This window comes from Shewanella sp. Pdp11, assembly GCF_002838165.1.
GTDB lineage: Bacteria > Pseudomonadota > Gammaproteobacteria > Enterobacterales > Shewanellaceae > Shewanella > Shewanella hafniensis.
The window spans coordinates 61,840-79,324 of the sequence record NZ_CP015194.1 but is presented as its reverse complement, the minus strand read 5'-3'; the positions used below and the strand labels follow the sequence as shown (position 1 = coordinate 79,324).

Annotated in this window: 19 protein-coding genes; 9 read left to right on the top strand and 10 right to left on the bottom strand. The window is 47.2% G+C overall.

The window, feature by feature from the left end:
- Complete coding sequence (locus tag AYJ58_RS00400; RefSeq protein ID WP_063883682.1) at window positions 1–219, top strand: helix-turn-helix domain-containing protein; 219 nt, start codon at window positions 1–3, stop codon at window positions 217–219.
- 73 nt (window positions 220–292) lie between these two features.
- Here the strand turns inward: AYJ58_RS00400 and AYJ58_RS00395 are convergent, their stop codons facing one another.
- Window positions 293–871, bottom strand: coding sequence for a nucleoside triphosphate pyrophosphohydrolase family protein (locus AYJ58_RS00395; protein WP_106648273.1), 579 nt, complete (start codon window positions 869–871; stop codon window positions 293–295).
- A gap of 217 nt (window positions 872–1,088) precedes the next feature.
- Between AYJ58_RS00395 and AYJ58_RS00390 the strand changes: the two genes are divergently transcribed.
- Window positions 1,089–3,203 (top strand): M13 family metallopeptidase, encoded by a 2,115-nt coding sequence (locus tag AYJ58_RS00390; protein ID WP_106648272.1) that lies wholly within the window; start codon window positions 1,089–1,091, stop codon window positions 3,201–3,203.
- Window positions 3,204–3,341: 138 nt separating this feature from the next.
- Window positions 3,342–3,971, top strand: a complete 630-nt coding sequence (locus AYJ58_RS00385; protein ID WP_106648271.1) for a flavin reductase family protein — start codon at window positions 3,342–3,344, stop codon at window positions 3,969–3,971.
- A gap of 702 nt (window positions 3,972–4,673) precedes the next feature.
- Here the strand turns inward: AYJ58_RS00385 and AYJ58_RS00380 are convergent.
- From AYJ58_RS00380 to ubiD, 5 genes are all read right to left on the bottom strand, one after another.
- The gene (locus AYJ58_RS00380; RefSeq protein ID WP_106648270.1) at window positions 4,674–5,039 is read right to left on the bottom strand and encodes a hypothetical protein; all 366 of its coding nucleotides are present in this window, start codon (window positions 5,037–5,039) and stop codon (window positions 4,674–4,676) included.
- A gap of 25 nt (window positions 5,040–5,064) precedes the next feature.
- The gene (locus tag AYJ58_RS00375) at window positions 5,065–6,117 is read right to left on the bottom strand and encodes a hypothetical protein (protein ID WP_106648269.1); all 1,053 of its coding nucleotides are present in this window, start codon (window positions 6,115–6,117) and stop codon (window positions 5,065–5,067) included.
- Window positions 6,118–6,203: 86 nt separating this feature from the next.
- Window positions 6,204–6,383, bottom strand: a complete 180-nt coding sequence (locus tag AYJ58_RS00370) for a hypothetical protein (RefSeq protein WP_106648268.1) — start codon at window positions 6,381–6,383, stop codon at window positions 6,204–6,206.
- Between the two features lie 736 nt (window positions 6,384–7,119).
- Window positions 7,120–7,830, bottom strand: coding sequence for an NAD(P)H-flavin reductase (gene fre, locus AYJ58_RS00365; RefSeq protein WP_106648267.1), 711 nt, complete (start codon window positions 7,828–7,830; stop codon window positions 7,120–7,122).
- Between the two features lie 114 nt (window positions 7,831–7,944).
- Window positions 7,945–9,426 (bottom strand): 4-hydroxy-3-polyprenylbenzoate decarboxylase, encoded by a 1,482-nt coding sequence (gene ubiD, locus AYJ58_RS00360; RefSeq protein WP_106648266.1) that lies wholly within the window; start codon window positions 9,424–9,426, stop codon window positions 7,945–7,947.
- Between the two features lie 159 nt (window positions 9,427–9,585).
- Between ubiD and AYJ58_RS00355 the strand changes: the two genes are divergently transcribed.
- Window positions 9,586–10,407, top strand: a complete 822-nt coding sequence (locus AYJ58_RS00355) for a hypothetical protein (RefSeq protein WP_106648265.1) — start codon at window positions 9,586–9,588, stop codon at window positions 10,405–10,407.
- A gap of 130 nt (window positions 10,408–10,537) precedes the next feature.
- Window positions 10,538–11,773, top strand: a complete 1,236-nt coding sequence (locus AYJ58_RS00350; RefSeq protein WP_106648264.1) for an MFS transporter — start codon at window positions 10,538–10,540, stop codon at window positions 11,771–11,773.
- Window positions 11,774–11,861: 88 nt separating this feature from the next.
- Here the strand turns inward: AYJ58_RS00350 and AYJ58_RS00345 are convergent, their stop codons facing one another.
- From AYJ58_RS00345 to arfB, 4 genes are all read right to left on the bottom strand, one after another.
- Window positions 11,862–12,539, bottom strand: a complete 678-nt coding sequence (locus tag AYJ58_RS00345; RefSeq protein ID WP_106651711.1) for an SDR family NAD(P)-dependent oxidoreductase — start codon at window positions 12,537–12,539, stop codon at window positions 11,862–11,864.
- Between the two features lie 81 nt (window positions 12,540–12,620).
- Window positions 12,621–13,070 (bottom strand): acetyl-CoA carboxylase biotin carboxyl carrier protein, encoded by a 450-nt coding sequence (gene accB / locus AYJ58_RS00340; RefSeq protein ID WP_106648263.1) that lies wholly within the window; start codon window positions 13,068–13,070, stop codon window positions 12,621–12,623.
- A 35-nt stretch (window positions 13,071–13,105) separates the two neighbouring features.
- Window positions 13,106–13,546, bottom strand: a complete 441-nt coding sequence (gene aroQ / locus AYJ58_RS00335) for a type II 3-dehydroquinate dehydratase (protein WP_028759381.1) — start codon at window positions 13,544–13,546, stop codon at window positions 13,106–13,108.
- A 271-nt stretch (window positions 13,547–13,817) separates the two neighbouring features.
- Window positions 13,818–14,249: an alternative ribosome rescue aminoacyl-tRNA hydrolase ArfB gene (arfB, locus tag AYJ58_RS00330; protein ID WP_106648262.1), complete on the bottom strand. Its 432-nt coding sequence runs from the start codon at window positions 14,247–14,249 to the stop codon at window positions 13,818–13,820.
- A 136-nt stretch (window positions 14,250–14,385) separates the two neighbouring features.
- Between arfB and AYJ58_RS00325 the strand changes: the two genes are divergently transcribed.
- The 4 genes from AYJ58_RS00325 (at window position 14,386) to AYJ58_RS00310 (ending at window position 17,477) form a co-directional block, all read left to right on the top strand.
- Window positions 14,386–14,751, top strand: coding sequence for an STAS/SEC14 domain-containing protein (locus AYJ58_RS00325; RefSeq protein ID WP_011845671.1), 366 nt, complete (start codon window positions 14,386–14,388; stop codon window positions 14,749–14,751).
- A 36-nt stretch (window positions 14,752–14,787) separates the two neighbouring features.
- On the top strand, window positions 14,788–14,997 hold the full coding sequence (locus tag AYJ58_RS00320; RefSeq protein ID WP_106648261.1) for a DUF3012 domain-containing protein: 210 nt from the start codon (window positions 14,788–14,790) through the stop codon (window positions 14,995–14,997).
- A 195-nt stretch (window positions 14,998–15,192) separates the two neighbouring features.
- Window positions 15,193–15,636, top strand: coding sequence for a hypothetical protein (locus AYJ58_RS00315; RefSeq protein ID WP_198555653.1), 444 nt, complete (start codon window positions 15,193–15,195; stop codon window positions 15,634–15,636).
- 368 nt (window positions 15,637–16,004) lie between these two features.
- Window positions 16,005–17,477 (top strand): TolC family protein, encoded by a 1,473-nt coding sequence (locus AYJ58_RS00310; protein WP_106651710.1) that lies wholly within the window; start codon window positions 16,005–16,007, stop codon window positions 17,475–17,477.
- The last annotated feature ends 8 nt before the right edge of the window (window positions 17,478–17,485 follow it).

Below are 17,485 nucleotides of genomic sequence, written 5' to 3'. Positions count from 1 at the left end.
TTGGACATTATCGTTAATTTAGACGTCATGATGGCGATACGGAAGGTGAGTTCTAAGGAGCTTGCCAAAGCGGTTGGCATTACCGAAGCGAATTTATCCCTGCTAAAACGTGGCAAGGTGAAAGGCGTGCGTTTTGAAACACTGGCGAGTATTTGTGAGTACCTGTCGTGCCAGCCTGGGGATATTTTAGAATATCGTAAGAGTGATACATCGGACTGAGTTCTGCCGTTTTAGCCTTGTTCAACACATCCTAGGACGCACTTAGTTAAGTGCTATCCTAGGCTTGCCGTGGTTAGGCTTTAACCAGTGTAGTCAGATCCGCTGGGCGATAGTAAACCGATTTTAGTACCTTACCTTGGCGAACCACTTTACCTGCCATTTCCACATCTTTAGCGCATTTCGCTATGATGAAATCACCTTGCTGACTACCGACAATTTCAACACCTTGCTCGGCATAAAAAGCAATTGTCTCAGCAAGTTCCTGCTCATTACGGCACACTTTACTCATATTGCTCGAGTGGACTTCATCCCAGCAGCTAATAAAGTCGATTTCACGGTTTTGAGCCACGCAAAGCAACAAGTCAATCAGGTAACTGATTTCGAGTCTGTCCGTCATTGCTTGCGCGCCTAAGTGCACTAAACGCCCCATTAATACATACACAGAATCCACAATGGCATCGGCCTGCTCGATACGGCTATCGGCTTCGGCAAGTTCAGTTAACTCTTCAATAATCAGCGAAGTATGTAGCGTGTCGGCCTTGTCATCTAAGGAGTCAACATCATTAACGGGCAAGTCGAAGGTGCTGCGAAACTCACTGATATCTCGATATAAGTGGTCATAAATAGGTTGAGTTAAGCGGGTGAGTTTCATCTGATTTGCCTCGAAATAAAGAGTTTGGCGGCAATTTTAAAGAAATGCGTCGCAGAATACAAAGTTCAGGCTGCCTCGGTAGACTGGCTCAAAATGTTTGCATTAACTTTTTATCATAAAAAGTGGCTTTGTTTTACTTCTTCATTCAGTGCCAGTTACACTGCAAAACCTAATCATCACAAGATAAATACAATAATAAAAGAAAGAGGAGTCATTCATGTCGGACCGTCTAATTCCCGTGCTGTTACTGTCTACTTCAGTACTGACGGGGCTCACTGCTTGCAGTGATAACACCACAGAAAACACAGTTAAAACCAGCGAAAACGCACCAAAAAGCCAAGACGTAGCTGCTCAAATGCCGATTGGCATTAATGTCGCGGCTATGACGCCAACGGTAAAACCAGGGGATGATTTTTATACCTACGCCAATGGCGAATGGATGAAAACAACGATGATCCCAGCCGATCGCTCCAGCACTGGCGCTTTCCTCGTTGCCTTTGAAGCGACCGAAAAGCATAAAACCAGTTTGATTGCCGATCTGGTGAAAGCGCAACATGCGGTGGGGAGCGACGAAGCGCGTATCGCCGATTTCTACAAGGCTTACACAGATACCGCCGCTATTGATGCCGCAGGAATGAAACCTGCTGAGGCGGATATCGCCCGTTATGAGGCCATTGCGAGCAAGCAAGATTTATCCGCAGCATTAGGTGAAAACCTGCGCGCCGATGTTGACCCTCTCAACGCGACCGATTTCCATACCGAAAACCTGTTTGGGATCTTCGTCACCCAAGGTTTAGCCACGCCGGGCGAAGTTTTGCCTTACTTTTTGCAGGGCGGTTTAGGCTTACCCGAGCGCGAATACTATCTGTCTGCCGATCCTAAAATGGCCGACATTCGCAGCGCTTACCGTGCTTATATTGAAACCTTGCTCAAAGATGCGGGCGTGAGCGATGCCGCAGCCCGTGCCGATCGTATTTTCGCCCTTGAGAGCAAGATCGCTGCCGCTCACGCTAGCCGTGAAGATAGCGAAGATTTCGCTAAGTCTTCGGGCGTGTGGAGCCGTGCTGACTTTGATGCTAAAGCACCGGGCATCGACTGGACTGCTTTCCTCGCGGCGGCGCAACTGGGCAATCAGCCCAAATTTGCAGCCTACCATGCGACGGCAATTACAGGACTTTCTGCGCTGGTGGCCTCTGAGCCTTTAGAAGCTTGGAAAGATTGGCTCGTGTTCCACCAGATCAACAGCCACGCCGATGTGTTGCCATCGACTATAGACAACGCTTCGTTTGCCTTTAATGGCACTAAACTTTCTGGCACGCCAGAGCAGCGTAGCCGCGATAAACGTGCCTTAGCGGCACTCGATCAATACTTAGGTGATGCCGTAGGCCATGCCTATGCCGAGCAATATTTCCCTGCTTCGGCCAAGGCTGAAGTCAGCACTATGGTGGATAACATAGTGGCGGCTTTTGGTCAGCGAGTGGAAAAACTCGATTGGATGGACCCTTCCACTAAGAAAGAAGCCCTAGCAAAAGTAGCGACTATGGCGGTGGGCGTGGGTTATCCCGACAAATGGCGCAATTACGACAGCTATGCTGTAACGGCGACCAATGCCTACGCGAATGCCATCAATGGTGAAAAAGTAGAGTACAGCCATCAGCTCGCCAAGATTGGTAAACCAATGGATAAAGGCGAGTGGTGGATGACGCCGCAAGTGGTGAATGCGGTGAACTTGCCGGTGCAGAATGCGCTGAACTTCCCTGCGGGTATTTTACAGCCGCCATTCTTCGATGCTAAAGCCGATGCGGCGTACAACTATGGTGCGATTGGTGCTGTGATTGGCCATGAAATCAGCCATAGCTTTGATAACAATGGTGCGGCATTCGACTCGACTGGCGCTATGCGTAACTGGTGGACGCCAGCTGACTTTGCCCAGTTTGCTAAGCAAGGCGATGCCTTAGCTCAGCAGTTTGATACCTATGCGCCTTTCCCAGATTTACACGTGAATGGCAAGTTGACCTTAGGTGAAAACATTGCCGACGTGGCGGGTTTAGCCGCGGCACTCGATGCGTACCATGCCTCGCTTAACGGTAAAGAAGCCCCAGTGATTGAAGGCTTTACGGGCGATCAACGCTTCTTTATCGGCTTTGCGCAAACCTGGGCCACTAAGATGCGTGACGAAGCCCTGCGTGCTCGGGTAGCAACCGATGGACATGCCCCAGGCATGTATCGCGCACTGACTGTGCGTAACTTAGATGCTTGGTATACTGCATTCGATGTTAAGCCTGGCGATAAGCTGTATTTGGCTCCAGAAGATCGCGTTAAGATCTGGTAAAGCCTGTCTGATTAACAACGGTAAATAAGGGGAACGTTAGATTCCCCTTATGCGTTTGGAGATCCTCTGAACACTCTGTTTGGCGGAAAGATTAAGCCTTGTAAGATGATATTTATTATTGTGATTAAGGGATGAAGTATGGCTGCTGATAACCGCTATTTTTACGAACCGAGCAAAGGCCATGGCCTTGCACACGATCCTTTAAATGCGATTGTGGGGCCTCGACCGATCGGCTGGATTTCATCACGCAATGCCGAGGGGCAACGCAATCTCGCACCTTACAGCTTTTTCAATTGTTTCAACTACAAACCGCCCATCATCGGCTTTGCCAGCACAGGTTGGAAAGACAGTGTCGCCAATATCGTCGAAACAGGGGAGTTTGTGTGGAACCTCACCACCCGCGGCTTAGCCGAGCAGATGAATCAAACCTCCGCCATGCTGCCACGCGGTCAAGATGAGTTTAGCTTTGCCGGACTCACGGCTAAAGCAGGCACCATTGTTAAGGCAGACTTAGTGGCTGAAAGCCCAGTGAACTTCGAATGCAAATTGTCCCAATGTATTCAACTCACCGCCGCCAATGGCGACAAGATTGATACTTGGTTGGTGTTAGGTGAAGTGGTGGCCGTGCATATTGCCAAGCATTTACTCAATGCCGAGGGGATTTATCAAACCGCCCTCGCCGAGCCCGTATTACGTGCCGGCGGCCCATCGGCCTACTATGGGATCTGTGAAGATCTGCGTTTTGATCTACATAGACCACAAGTGTAAGGGGCTGCTCAGTCGCCGCAGGGCTTTGGGTGTTTAACCCTGAGTTGGTTTATGGTTGTGGTGTTAAAGGTTTATACATTAGTAATTAAAAGCTAAATCAACGTCGTGGGGCTGCACCCCACACCCGACCAAGGAGGACTGCTCGTCCTATCCTCCTTGCTAATGTTTTCACAAGCAGCCATGACGCCCCTAGCGAAGTTACATGCATTAGTTAGTGGTCTCATACTCCTATAAAAATCGCCTAACGGCTCAGATGGGACATCCCTGTCCCCCCGAGCCTGCGCCATCATCCATGATGTCGCCACGGCCCCACTCAAACAACTAAGAGCTATCTGCGTATTTCGACAACTTCGCAGGGGAAGGTGAACTCCTGAGATTTCGGTGTTAGCGGCTAATCTCAAAAGAGTTCTACCTGTCCTATCATTTTCCCCTGCGGCAACTCCGAGGGGATGGTGAATTTCTGGTGTATTGGTGTTGGCTGCGATTGACTGAAAAAGATATGCATGTCCTATCTTTGAAAAAGCCTTCGGTGAGCAGAGTATTGTCTTGACTCACCGGGAGCGTCCATATATGGCCAGATTTTTCCCGAAAACACGCGATTTAAGCTGGGTGGCCAGATTTTTCCCTGCGGCAACTCCGAGGGATGGTGAATTTCTGGTGTATTGATGTTGGCTGCGATTGACTGAAAAAGATATGCATGTTCTATCTTTGGTTCTTTAATAATACTACATCCCCCCTCTTAGTTTCTTCCCAAAAAATACGGATATATGGCTTATTTGAAGGATAAATATAACCTTGATACTTTCCATTTATTGACTTGCAGTTTGACTTACGGATACTCCCAGGGTTTTCTATTTCATCAAAATTACGGTGATATCTTTTTTTAAATATGTAGCCCAAATTTCCACATGTTGAATTTCCATAATCTACATTATAAGTTCCGTCAAAATTATTTTTATCAAATGCATTTTGGGCATTAGAATGCTGAGATTTAGAAAGTAACCCACCTAAAAACAAGAGTAGGAATAAAGATCCAATAACTGCAAAAGTATTAATAACTATTTTCATAAATCAAATCCATTTCGGGATAGTCTTATTTAATTTTATTTATCGCTTCTAAAATCGACGTGATCTGATATTTAGGCACCTTGATCACTTTCTTTTGTTGTCCGTATACTTGAACCTCAAAACCCTCTACATTCTTCTCAACATAGCCCAAAGGAACAGAAACCCCTACCGTTTCATAAACTTGGCAGCCTAAGACTCCACCGCAATTTCTAACATCAGTATCAATTCGAACGAGCGCTCTTTTGTTACCATCGTCGCTGATTGCTCTATCGAAATGAGCCCAATCAAGAAGCATTATTTCAGTATAGATTTGAATTTCTTTCGGCTTCTTAGATAGACCGCTATCGGTCCAAGCACGAAGCATCAGCGAATCTTGATATTCAGTACTAATGGTAGCCGTCTTAGCAAATTTATCGACGTCGATTTTTACCTTTGGCGCATATGGTTTTACATTGTCTGGACCATAGACATATTTAAAATCTTCTACAGTAAATTTTGTTTTATCTATTTTTTCAAATATTCCAGCACTCTCGCCTGTTATGTAATCATAATTAATATGACCGCTGAACCAATAAGTATGACAAGACTCAGTAATAACAGCACTTTTTATATTTGAATCAAACTCAACCGGAACGCCGTCAATAGTAATTACTTTTTTATATGGGTTTTGCGACTTAAACTCTTTTGGTGCTAATGTTCCAGTAAACTTAAACTTGAGGCCACTCAATGGTAAATAATCAGCATCTGTATATTTGTAATTTGAAGAGTCAGAAACAACATTGAAATAGAGCTTTAAATACTTATCTTTACCAATATATGAAAATTCTGGCCCAGCAATAGCAGCGTATACCTCCGCACTACACTGGCTGTCATCTATCTTTGTTACTAATGACGAGCTAGTTTTTGTTTTATTAATTACGCTTTTATTTGCTGTTCCAGTTACCTGACACCCTGTAAGCACAAATACTAATACTAATACTAAAAATTTATTTATCATTTTAATTATTTTTAAACTTATACTATTTAGCATTGTAATAAAATTTATCTCTTCAAATTCTTCTCTATAGTAGAAGCACATAATGCTCTTTTATCTAACAACGTCAGCCAAAAGCACCTGACTAAAAATTATGTATCTTACGTTTTTGTAACCAAAAAATTAACTGCTTAGTCTGCATTTTTTTTCTTGTTTATGGCATCAATAATGCCAGCAGCAATAACAAACAAAGTGCCATTTAAGAATACCAGTAAGCCAACAGTTTCATGAATCGAGCTTTTTGAACCAGAGAAAACAATATATCCAAATAAGTAAAGCAAAACACCAACAATAAAGAAAATGATTTGCATAATAAATCTCCTTATAAATCCATATTTAAAATATAGCGCTACCAACACGTGCAGCTTTAAATTGTGGACAAGCCATAACGAAAAACTATCACAGTACACATAAGCATTTTCTTCATTAGACTACTATAAAGTGTGCATAATTAATCACTTGCAATAAAAGGAACTTAACAGCTTTTTGTTCAATACACCATACGAAAAATGTATATGCGCATTTTTAAAACCGTTCACCTAATCGCTACAACGTATAAGTCATCAAATTTTAAATAAAAAAGATAGGACAGGCAAAGCTCTTTTGGGATAAACAGCCGACACCGAGATTACAGTTGTTCACCTTCCCCTGCGAAGTTGCTGAAGGGCGTTGAAGAAAATAGCGTGACGCAGACAGGACGTCTGCGTAGCTTTCGGGGGGAAGGGACACCCCATCGGAAGCGTTAGCTATTTTCGAATAAGCACGAAGCCACTAACTAATGCATGTAACTTCGCTAGGGGTGGCAAGGGAGTTCCAAGAGGGGATTGCTGTTGATCCCCTCTTGGTCGGGTGTGGGTTGAAGACCCACGACTTTAATCTTTTGCTTAAGCAACAAATAACCTTTGGATAAGCAAATTTACTTAGTGGGTGTATCCACAAAAAGTGAAATACGGCGTAACGTAAAAATAAAACCCCAGTAAAAACTGGGGTTTATTATTTAAGCCTATGCTGGCAAAGGTTAGCCAGCCAAGCATACAAATTATCGCGTTATTTGATAAACGCGAACGCATCACCGTAGAGATGTGCTTCTTCTACACCAATCTCGCGGAAGATTTCCCGTGCTGCACCCACCATGTCGAAACGGCCGGCGATATAGATGTCGTAGCCATTTAAGCTGACAAAATCTTGTTTGATTTGCGCTAACAGATTAGCGGTTTTACCTTGCCAATTGGCTGGCGCTTCTTCGATGACTGGGACGAAGTGCAACCAAGGGTGAGCGTCGTGCCACTCGCGGGCAATGGTTTCAAAATACATGGCATCTTGGGTGCGACAACCCCAATACAGCATAGTTTCAACCTGTTGGCCGAGGGCGATTTGGTGCTCGATGATACTTTTAATGTAAGAGAAACCTGTACCGCCGGCGATTAACAGGCGAGGGCGAATGCTCTCGTGACGCAGGTGGGCTTCGCCGCCTGGGGCTTCGATGTCGATAGTGCTGCCATCAAGGGCGCAGGCTTTCAGGCGCTCGACCACTTGCATTGGGTAGCTTTCACTTACAGCGGCGCCAATGTGTAATTCGATCAGCTCGGCGTTTGGCGCTGATGCGATAGAGAAGGGGCGTTTATCTTTTTCACCCATGACAACACATAAGTATTGCCCCGCTTGGAAATCGAAGGCGGTTTCAGGCCTTAACAATACTTGATATACGGCATCGTTAAATGGGTTAACTTTCTCTATCTTACAACGTATGGTTTTCATCAAACTTCCTTTGCACCTTTCTTCAACAGTATGTGTCTAGGTGTCGCTTTAGAGGCCTGTTATTGGCCTATTCTCTTGGCTTAAGCCGATACTTGAGTAATGGCTTAAGCTGAATTATAGGGTTGGGCTGTCGTCTATGCCTAACTCATCCCAGATTGAGTCGATCTTTTGTTTTACTTTTGGATCCATCACGATTGGCGTGCCCCATTCGCGGTTGGTTTCACCTTCCCACTTATTGGTGGCATCGAGTCCCATTTTTGAGCCTAAGCCCGCAACGGGTGAAGCAAAATCGAGGTAGTCGATCGGGGTGTTTTCGATCATCACAGTATCGCGTTTAGGGTCCATTCGGGTGGTGATCGCCCAGATCACATCCTGCCAGTCACGGCAGTTCACATCTTCATCCACTATGACAATAAACTTAGTGTACATAAATTGGCGCAGGAAAGACCACGCGCCCATCATCACCCGTTTGGCGTGTCCCGGATATTGTTTACGAATAGAGATCACTGCCATGCGGTACGAACAACCCTCAGGCGGCAGATAAAAATCAACGATCTCAGGATATTGCTTACGTAAAATCGGCACAAACACTTCGTTTAATGCGACCCCCAGCATGGCGGGCTCATCCGGTGGACGGCCAGTGTAAGTGCTGTGGTAGATGGCATCTTTACGGTGAGTGATGTGGGTAACGGTAAATACTGGAAACTTATCGGTTTCGTTGTAGTAACCCGTGTGATCGCCGTAGGGGCCTTCTTCCGCTAGTTCCTCAGGATCGATATAACCTTCGAGGATGATTTCACTGGTGGCGGGCACTTCTAAGTCACAGCTTAATGCCTTACAGACTTCGGTACGTTCACCGCGCAGTAAACCGGCAAAAGCGTATTCGCTCATGGAATCGGGGACTGGGGTGACGGCACCTAAAATGGTCACAGGATCGGCGCCGAGTGCGACCACAACCGGATAACGCTCACCGGGGAATTGTTGTTTAAAATCAGCAAAATCTAACGCGCCACCACGGTGGGATAACCAGCGCATGATCAGCTTGTTTTTACCCAGTAATTGTTGGCGATAAATGCCTAAATTCTGACGACTCTTGCGCGGGCCTTTGGTGATGGTTAAGCCCCAGGTCACCAGTGGCGCGACATCGCCCGGCCAGCAATGCTGAATAGGCAATTTAGTTAAATCGACCTCATCGCCGGTTTTGATGATTTGTTGGCAAGGCGGATTACGCACTGTCTTTGGCGGCATATTCAAGGCTTGCTTGAACATAGGGATCTTAGCGATCGCGTCTTTAAAACCCCGAGGTGGCTCAGGTTCTTTTAAAAAGGCTAACAGTTCGCCTACTTCGCGCAGGGCTAATGGGTCGTCTTTGCCGAGTGCCATAGCCACACGTTTTGGCGTACCAAACAGGTTTACCAACACGGGCATGTGATGATCTTTGGGATTTTCAAATAATAGCGCAGGGCCTTGAGCGCGTAATACGCGATCGGCGATCTCTGTCATTTCTAAATGAGGATCAACTGGGTAGCTAATGCGTTTGAGTTCGCCATTGGCTTCTAAGTGATCAATAAAGCTGCGTAAATCCTTAAAACTCATGTGGAAATAGCCTCTGCGGTGAAAATCCGTGTGGCGCGCACTATAGCATTTTTCTGTTTTAGGGTTAACCAATTCAGTGATCTTCAAGCTTAGGAAGCGTAAAATGGTTACCAGTAAGTCGCGATAGATCTCGCTTACGCCCTTTATTTCGAGGTTTATATGAATATTCCTGTATGGTTTGCTCAAGAAAAGTGTGTTCAAAGTCAATCACATGGCGCGCATAAGCGGTCGCTAAAGTGCTTGGTTTTATCGCTTGCCGTGGGGATCTCACTTTTGGGGGCGCTCAGTGTGCCGACTGTGGCGGTGGCCGGAAATAGAGGCTATTCGGATCAAGACGAACGCCACGGTCATCGTGATAGCCACAGTCGTGGCGACAGTCATTACAACAATCGTTATGACAATTATTACGACAACCGCCATGTGCGCAAAGATAATCGCCATTATCGTCCCTATTATCGACCTTATTACCGTCCCTATTACCCTTGGGGTTTAGGACTGGGTTTAGGGCTCGCTACGGGGTGGGGATCGGGTTGGAATGTCGGTTATGGTGTGAACACCCATTGGAACAATGATTGGGGTTGGAATACGTCGCGTGACGCCTACGCTCGAAATTACTGGAACTCGCCCTATTCGGGCATAGGTTTGTCGATTCCTATGCGCTACGACGATGAACCTGTGGCCATTTCTGCACCTGTACGGGTAACAACCAGTATGCAGTATTCTGCGAGTGAAGGCCGTATGGTGTCGAGCATGCCTGTAAATATGGCCGGACAAACGACAGGGCAACTGGTATCGCAAACTAGTAATGCTGCAAGCAAAACAGCTTCGATTCCCCGTCCACGGGCGGCGCACAGTGTGCCTAGCTTACCGAGCAATGCTAGGGTTGTGCAGCAGGATGGTCGTACACTTTACGAGTGGCAAGGCACGCTTTACGCCTACGACTGGAACAGTCAAACCTATCAAGAACAGTTAGTCAGATAGATTTACATTACGTAAATGACTGAGAAATTGGAGCCCCTTAGTGGGCTCCAATTTATTTATCATCTTTTATTATCTTTTTATTAGTTATTTATCAGCTAGTTGTCGTTTTATAGCATAGCGGAGAAAACGTTTGAAAACCGTTCAATATCAGGTTCAAAATCCATCTGTCCAAAATCAGCATAAGGGCGCCAGTACATTATGGGTGTTACTTGCCTTAGCACTCGGAACATTCGCTTTAGGCACCACAGAATTTGCTTCCATGACCTTAGTGCCTTATATCGCGAGTGATTTAGGGGTAGAGGTTGCCCATGTGAGTTATGCCATTAGTGCCTATGCGCTGGGGGTTGTGGTCGGTTCGCCAATTATCATGGTGCTGGCCGTTAGGGTCAGGCGGCGAACACTCTTGATTGCCTTAGCCGGGTTAATGGCGGTGGCCAATGGCTTAAGTGCGTTAGCGCCATCATTGAATTGGTTAATCTTTTTTCGTTTTCTCAGCGGCTTGCCCCACGGCGCTTATTTTGGTGTGGCTATGTTGCTCGCTGCCTCTTTAGTGCCACCAGAAATGAAGGCCCGCGCCGTATCGCGGGTGATTATTGGCCTTACACTGGCGACGATTATCGGTGTGCCGTTTGCCACTTGGATGGGGCAAACTGTAGGCTGGCGCTCAGGGATTGGCATAGTGGCGATTCTGGCGACCATTACGGCTGTGATGGTGTATTTTTTAGCGCCCAATCAAGCCGTGGCCGCTGATGCGAGCCCCAAAAAAGAGCTACAAACCCTTAAAAATCGTGAAGTCTGGCTGACGCTCGGTATCGCGGCCATTGGCTTTGGCGGTATCTTCTGCGTGTATACCTATCTGGCTGAAACCTTAATCCAAGTGACACAAGTCGAGCCGTTTAAGATCCCAATCATGATGGCAGTATTTGGTATTGGCGCAACATTGGGCACCTTAGTTTGCGGCTGGGCGGCGGATAAGTCGGCCTTAGCTGCGGCGTTTTGGTCGTTAGTGTTAAGCACTCTGGTATTAGCGATTTACCCGAGTTTGACCGGACATTATTGGGCGCTGATGCCCGTAGTATTCTTTGTCGGTTGTGGATTAGGGCTTGCCACTATTGTGCAAGCCAGATTGATGGATGTGGCACCCAATGGACAGGCCATGACAGGTGCGTTAGTGCAATGCGCCTTTAATCTTGCCAATGCAATTGGCCCTTGGGTGGGCAGTTTAGTGATCCTGTCTGGACAAGGGATTGCCGCAACGGGTTATGCGGCGTCTTTTTTGTCATTAGGAGGACTTGTGATGTGGTGGCTGACCCACAGGGAGAGTCGCCGCACGGTGAGTTTAAACACAGCCAACTGCGCCGACTAGCAAGTGGAACACTCAGGTTCGAGGTGCAGTTATCCTGCTTCTCGAACCTGTTTTGTGCGTAATCTGCTAACCTCAGTTTTGGCTAGAGCTAGGCTCTTTGTATGGTGATATCGGCGATATAACCATGCTCTGTGGCAACCAAGGCTTGTTTGAGCATGCCCGCCGCTTCATCGGCGGACATAAAGCTTGAGGTATCTAAAGCCTTACCGCTACTGGGCCAAAAGCCTGTGTCCATGCCACCGGGATACACGGCAATCAACTTCATTGGGCTTTGTTTAAGCTCTAATCGCACCGACTCGATAAATCCCCGCACCGCCCATTTTGCCGCGCAGTAAGTGGATTCTCCCGCCTTGGCGGCTAGTGCTGCGGTGGACATGACCACAACCACAGTGACCGCTTGATCTTTATAGCGTTTCACTAATTCCCGCACTAACAAAATCGTCGAGGTGACATTGTTATTGAGCAGGCTTTGGATATCGCTCGCCCCTTGGGTTTCAATTGCACCAAAGTAGCCGCTGCCCGCGCAATGGATCACGGTTTTAGGAGCTTGCGTTAGGCCATCGAACAGGGCTTCGAGACTCGATTCACTGGCGAGATCGGCGGTGATAGCAGCGATCGTTTTGTTGGAGAAGGGCGTTAATGCATTGGCGACGGTTTGCAGGCGCTCGGCATGGCGACCTGTGAGTGTTAGCGGTTCATTTTCTTTGGCGTAGAGCGATGCTAGCGCTGCGCCTAAACCACTACTGGCGCCGGTAATTAATATCATAGTGACCTCGGTTAATGCTGCCTTTGCTTGAAAACCGCAGCTTAAACTCAAGTGCGCTTCAATTCATGATAAGGCGAGCGGTTAGATTAAGGTAAATAGTGGTTGATCGAATGCCACTTCATCGCCGTCTTTGGCCCAAATAGCGCTGATCACGCCATCGCGCTCGGCTTGGATGGGATTCATCATTCTCATCGCTTCGATAATGCAGATCACTTCACCTTGGCTCACTCGTTGACCGACTTTAACCAGCGGCACCTCATCGAGTTCTGCCGCCGCGTAAAAAGTGCCGACCATAGGCGAGACTTGCACAAAACCTTCTGTACTTGGCGAAATGCCTGTTTGTTTTGCCTGTTCACTCAAAGGCGCGACTCTTGCTCTGGGTAGTGTTTGCTGTGATTGCATATTGGCTGGCATAGGGCTGTAGCGGGTGATGCGAATTGATTCTTCACCTTCTGTGATCGCCAGTTCTGCTATGTCAGATTCTTGTACTAACTCAATGAGTTTTTTAATTTTACGAAGATCCATTGCCATTTATCTGCCCTTGCAAAGCACGCTATTGAATGGGATTACTGTGGCTGGTTGAGCCGCTTAATGGCCGCCGCCAGCGCAAACTCATAACCCTGTGAACCGAAACCGCAAATCACGCCTATTGCCTTATCGGAAAAATAGGAATGGTGGCGAAAGGCTTCACGGGCGTGCACATTGGATAAATGTACTTCAAAAAAAGGAATTGCCACGCCAAGCAAGGCATCACGCAGGGCGACGCTGGTATGGGTAAAGGCGGCGGGATTGATAATAATCATCTGGGCATCGGTTGCATGAATCGCATTGATTAGCTCAAATTCGGCGTTGGACTGAATATGTTCGAGCTCAACTCCCGCCAATTTTGCCTGCTGGTTTAACTCCGCCACTATGTCGGCTAAGGTTTGATGACCGTAAACGCTGGGCTCGCGGCGGCCTAAGAGGTTGAGATTGGGGCCATTGACGAGCAAAATTTTGTGACTCATTGCGCTTTCCTTTACGACATGCCTTGGGATTAATGCTGGGATTAAAGTTGGAAAAATTTATTTCAGTTTTCTACATAGGCCACTAACTTAACCTGTTCAAATCGATTTTGCATTATCCGTTAGTCGATTGTGTGCGAGCTGAGCATGTACGAGCTGATTATACCTTTGACATCTTGTGCCATTGTTGGATGGGTTCAATTGCGGTTATTTCTCTGGTACCGAGTTAGCAATTGCCTAAGTTGACTGTCATTTGAGTTAATTGTCACCTAAGTTAATAGTCACTCTTCTGTTGACGCATGGCCTTAGTGGCACCTTTTTGTTTCTTGGTTTCTAATCGCCGCGTTTGGCTGCCTTTGGTGGCGCGGGTAGGAATGCGTTTTTTCTGCACTTCACCGACGCTGGCGACTAAGGCGATAAATTGCTCCAACGCCGTTTGGCGGTTGGCATCTTGGCTGCGGCTCGCTTGGCATTTAATGATGATTTTGCCGCTTTTAGTGATGCGGTGATCGGCCTTGTTGAGCAAGCGTTCTTGGTAATACTCGGGTAATGATGAGCTTTTAATATCGAAAATTAGCTGCGCAGCGGTGGACACTTTATTTAAGTGCTGACCGCCTGCGCCACTCGAACGGATAAATTGCCACTCGATTTCATTTTCCTGAAGTTCCACACGGTTTGAGATTTTTATCATGGCAAACTTAGGCATTTTTCAGCATGGATTGAGAAGCCATCAATAATCACTTATGGCTTTTCAATAGATTTGTTATCATCGGGCGCATTCTTTGCCATTGCATTGGTCAAGGCCATTGCTTGCAAAAGTGTTCTCGATTCGGAGTGCCTCTATGTTATGCCAAATCCCCGATATTGCTAAGGGTGTTATCAGTCTTTTTGCCAGTGGCCGACTATCCTCCACCGATTATCGGACCCGTTTACAGCCGGCGATTAAGAGTTATCGTAAGGATTGGGGCCAAGTTTGCCTGTATATTGAGGCCGATGTGTTACTCGAGGGCTGGGAATTTGAGTCACTCACAGGTAGTGGTGAAGTCCAATTACCTAATTTTGAAGCCTTAGTATTTGTGGGCGGACCTGATTGGGTGGGAAATGCGGTGCGCTTACTTGGTCCTTTTATGCAGGGCGAAGTGGCATGGTTTCCCCTAGAGCAGAAAACCAAAGCGATTGCTTGGATCACTAAGCGTTCGAATATCTAATGGTCTAATGTAGACCGTATTTACAAGGAATGAAGTATGTCTTTATTTAAATCGCGCGCTTTTTCTAAGCAAAATGTTTCAAAAATCAGTGCCATTGCGTTGGTGCTGGCGTTTACCGCTGGATTGAGTGCCTGCTCGCCAGAAGTCGGTAGTGATGCTTGGTGTAAGCAGATGAAAGAGAAGCCATCTGGCGATTGGACTGCCAATGAAGCCGCTGATTATGCTAAGCACTGCGTATTTAAATAAGTGTTGCGTGTTTAAATAAGCACTGAGTATTTAAGTCAGCGTTAGCCTTTAGAGATCACAGCTTGAAAGACTTTGCTTGCGAGCTGTGAACTTATGTTTATCATACGGGTCAGATGTTCCGTTATCCGTTATCCGTTATCCGTTATTTGCTATAGGTGATATTTGAATTCTACCGCTAAGCCATTTTTTACTCGAATGGTGACCTTACTGATAGCCATTATCGTGCTGCAATTTGCTGGCGCGAATTTGGGGGCGCATCAGTTACATGCTGGCAATGGCGCGGAAGAAGCCGACAATCATCCCCATCTGCAATTTAGCGCCCAAGTGACCACTTTGGCCCAATGTGTCGATTGCGTTTGTCCAAGCGAGCAAGCCCTAGGTTTTGCTGACTATACGGGTGTCACGAGTCATCATGCGGGTGAAAACCAAAGCAACGAATTGCATTCCCACTTAGTGAAAACCACAGAATTACAGGATTTTGACCTGTGCCTCGATTGCCAATGCCATGGCGGTCATGTAGCGCTGTTATCTCCTGGGCTAAGCCAACCTGTGCAAGCCTTGGAAAGCGTTTTCCTCGCTGCTAATTTAGCCTATTTCCCGCCTGATAATTTGCCTAAGTACCGTCCTCCAATAGCTTAATTCCCCACTATCCAGCTTATTCCTCGGTCTAAGGATCTTGATTCATTCTATTGAATCTCAATCTATTTCGCCGCGCGATAAGCCATGTATTTTCATCCCCAAAAATGCGCGTTAACTGATGCTCGGCAGCCCTGGTTGTTGTATCAGCCATTGGCCTTTAGCCATACGGTGTGTTGGTTATGCATAGCTTAAGTTACGCATAGTTTTAGCTATGTTTACTTGGCGGGATGATTCGAACGGCGCTTATTTGCCATGCCCAAACGATAGGATTGCTTTGCATTGAGCTATTTCACATGAAGCTCGAATCTAGCAGTCTCGCTTTGGGCGCAAAGTCAGCCGATCCACATTCGATATTGTTAGGATTTGCGATGAACAAAACGACTCTCGCCCGTACCTTGGCTTGCCTGTTTCGATCGGGCTTGTTGAGCTGCGGATTAGTATTGGCCGCCGGATTGTTAGCCTTTGCCCTCGCGGCAGAAAATGACACTCTTGAAGTCTTTCTTGAAACCAATCCCTTGGAAACCAAAGACATTAAAACCCAAGCCCCTGAAGCCGAGGTGTTTAAGGCTAAATCACTGGGGTTGCCCGCCAAAGAAACCGACACACCATATGTCGCTTTAGGCCAATGGTTGCCCGCGTTACTCACACAGTTCAATCAGTTACCTGAAGTGCAGGCGCAGCTTACACGACAGCAACAAGCAGAGCTTGCCATTCAGGCGGCGGATCGCGCCGTGTATAACCCTGAGCTTGGGCTTAACTATCAAAATGCCGACACAGATTCCTACAGTTTAGGTCTGAGTCAAACCCTCGATTGGGCTGATAAGCGCGGCGTGGCGACAAAACGTGCCGAGCTTGAAGCCCAAATCCTGTTAGCGGACATAGGTTTAGAGCGTAACCAAATGTTGGCCGAACGCTTACTGGCATTGGCAGAACAGGCGCAAAGCCGTAAGGCGCTGACCTTTGCTGAGCAGCAATTAAGGTTCACTAAGGCGCAGCTCAGTATTGCCAAGCAGCGGTTGGCGGCGGGGGATTTATCCAACGTTGAGCTGCAATTGATGCAACTCGAGTTAGCAACTAACACCGCCGATTACGCCTTAGCTGAGCAGGCGGCCTTAGTGGCCGACGGCAAAGTGATTGAGTTACTTGGAAATAATAATTTTGCCTTTAGCGAGTTTATTAAGGAGATCCATGTCTTCGTGACTCAGGCTAAGCAAGCACCAGCAACCGAGTTGAGCCCCTTAACATCCACTTTGCCGGCTCTGGCGAGTGCCTATCAGCAAGTGCTGCTGGCGCGAGTCAATGCCATGCAAGTCAAGGCCGATACGTCAGCAGACCCGACCATTAGTCTAGCCGCCGAAAAGGAAGGTACGGACAATAAACTTGGGGTTGGTGTGTCGATTCCCCTGCAAGTTCGCAATAACTACAGTGAGTTACAAGCCGTGGCCGATAAGGGCATCGCTATCGCGGAGCAAGGCTATCTTGCCCGTGAGCGAGTACTTACCGCCAAGCAGAAACAATTCCTCTATGCGTTACCGCGTTTGCTTGAGCGTTACCAAGACTGGCGCGAGTTAGTACAAGTGTCAGGTGCTAAAGCGGCTAAATCCTTAAGCCAGCAATGGCAGGCGGGGGATGTGAGTACCAGCGAGTACTTACAGAGTCGTCGGCAGTTAGCCGCCAGTTATTTGGTGGGCTTAAACCTAGAAACGGCTATCTATCAGAGCTGGTTGACGTGGATGGGCGAAAGCGGCCAGCTTATGCCTTTTTTGGATGGTAGCGCTGAACAGATCAGCCAAGCACCTCCGCACATGCCCAATGCCGCCGCGCGCTCAGTAAACCCATGAGGTCACAA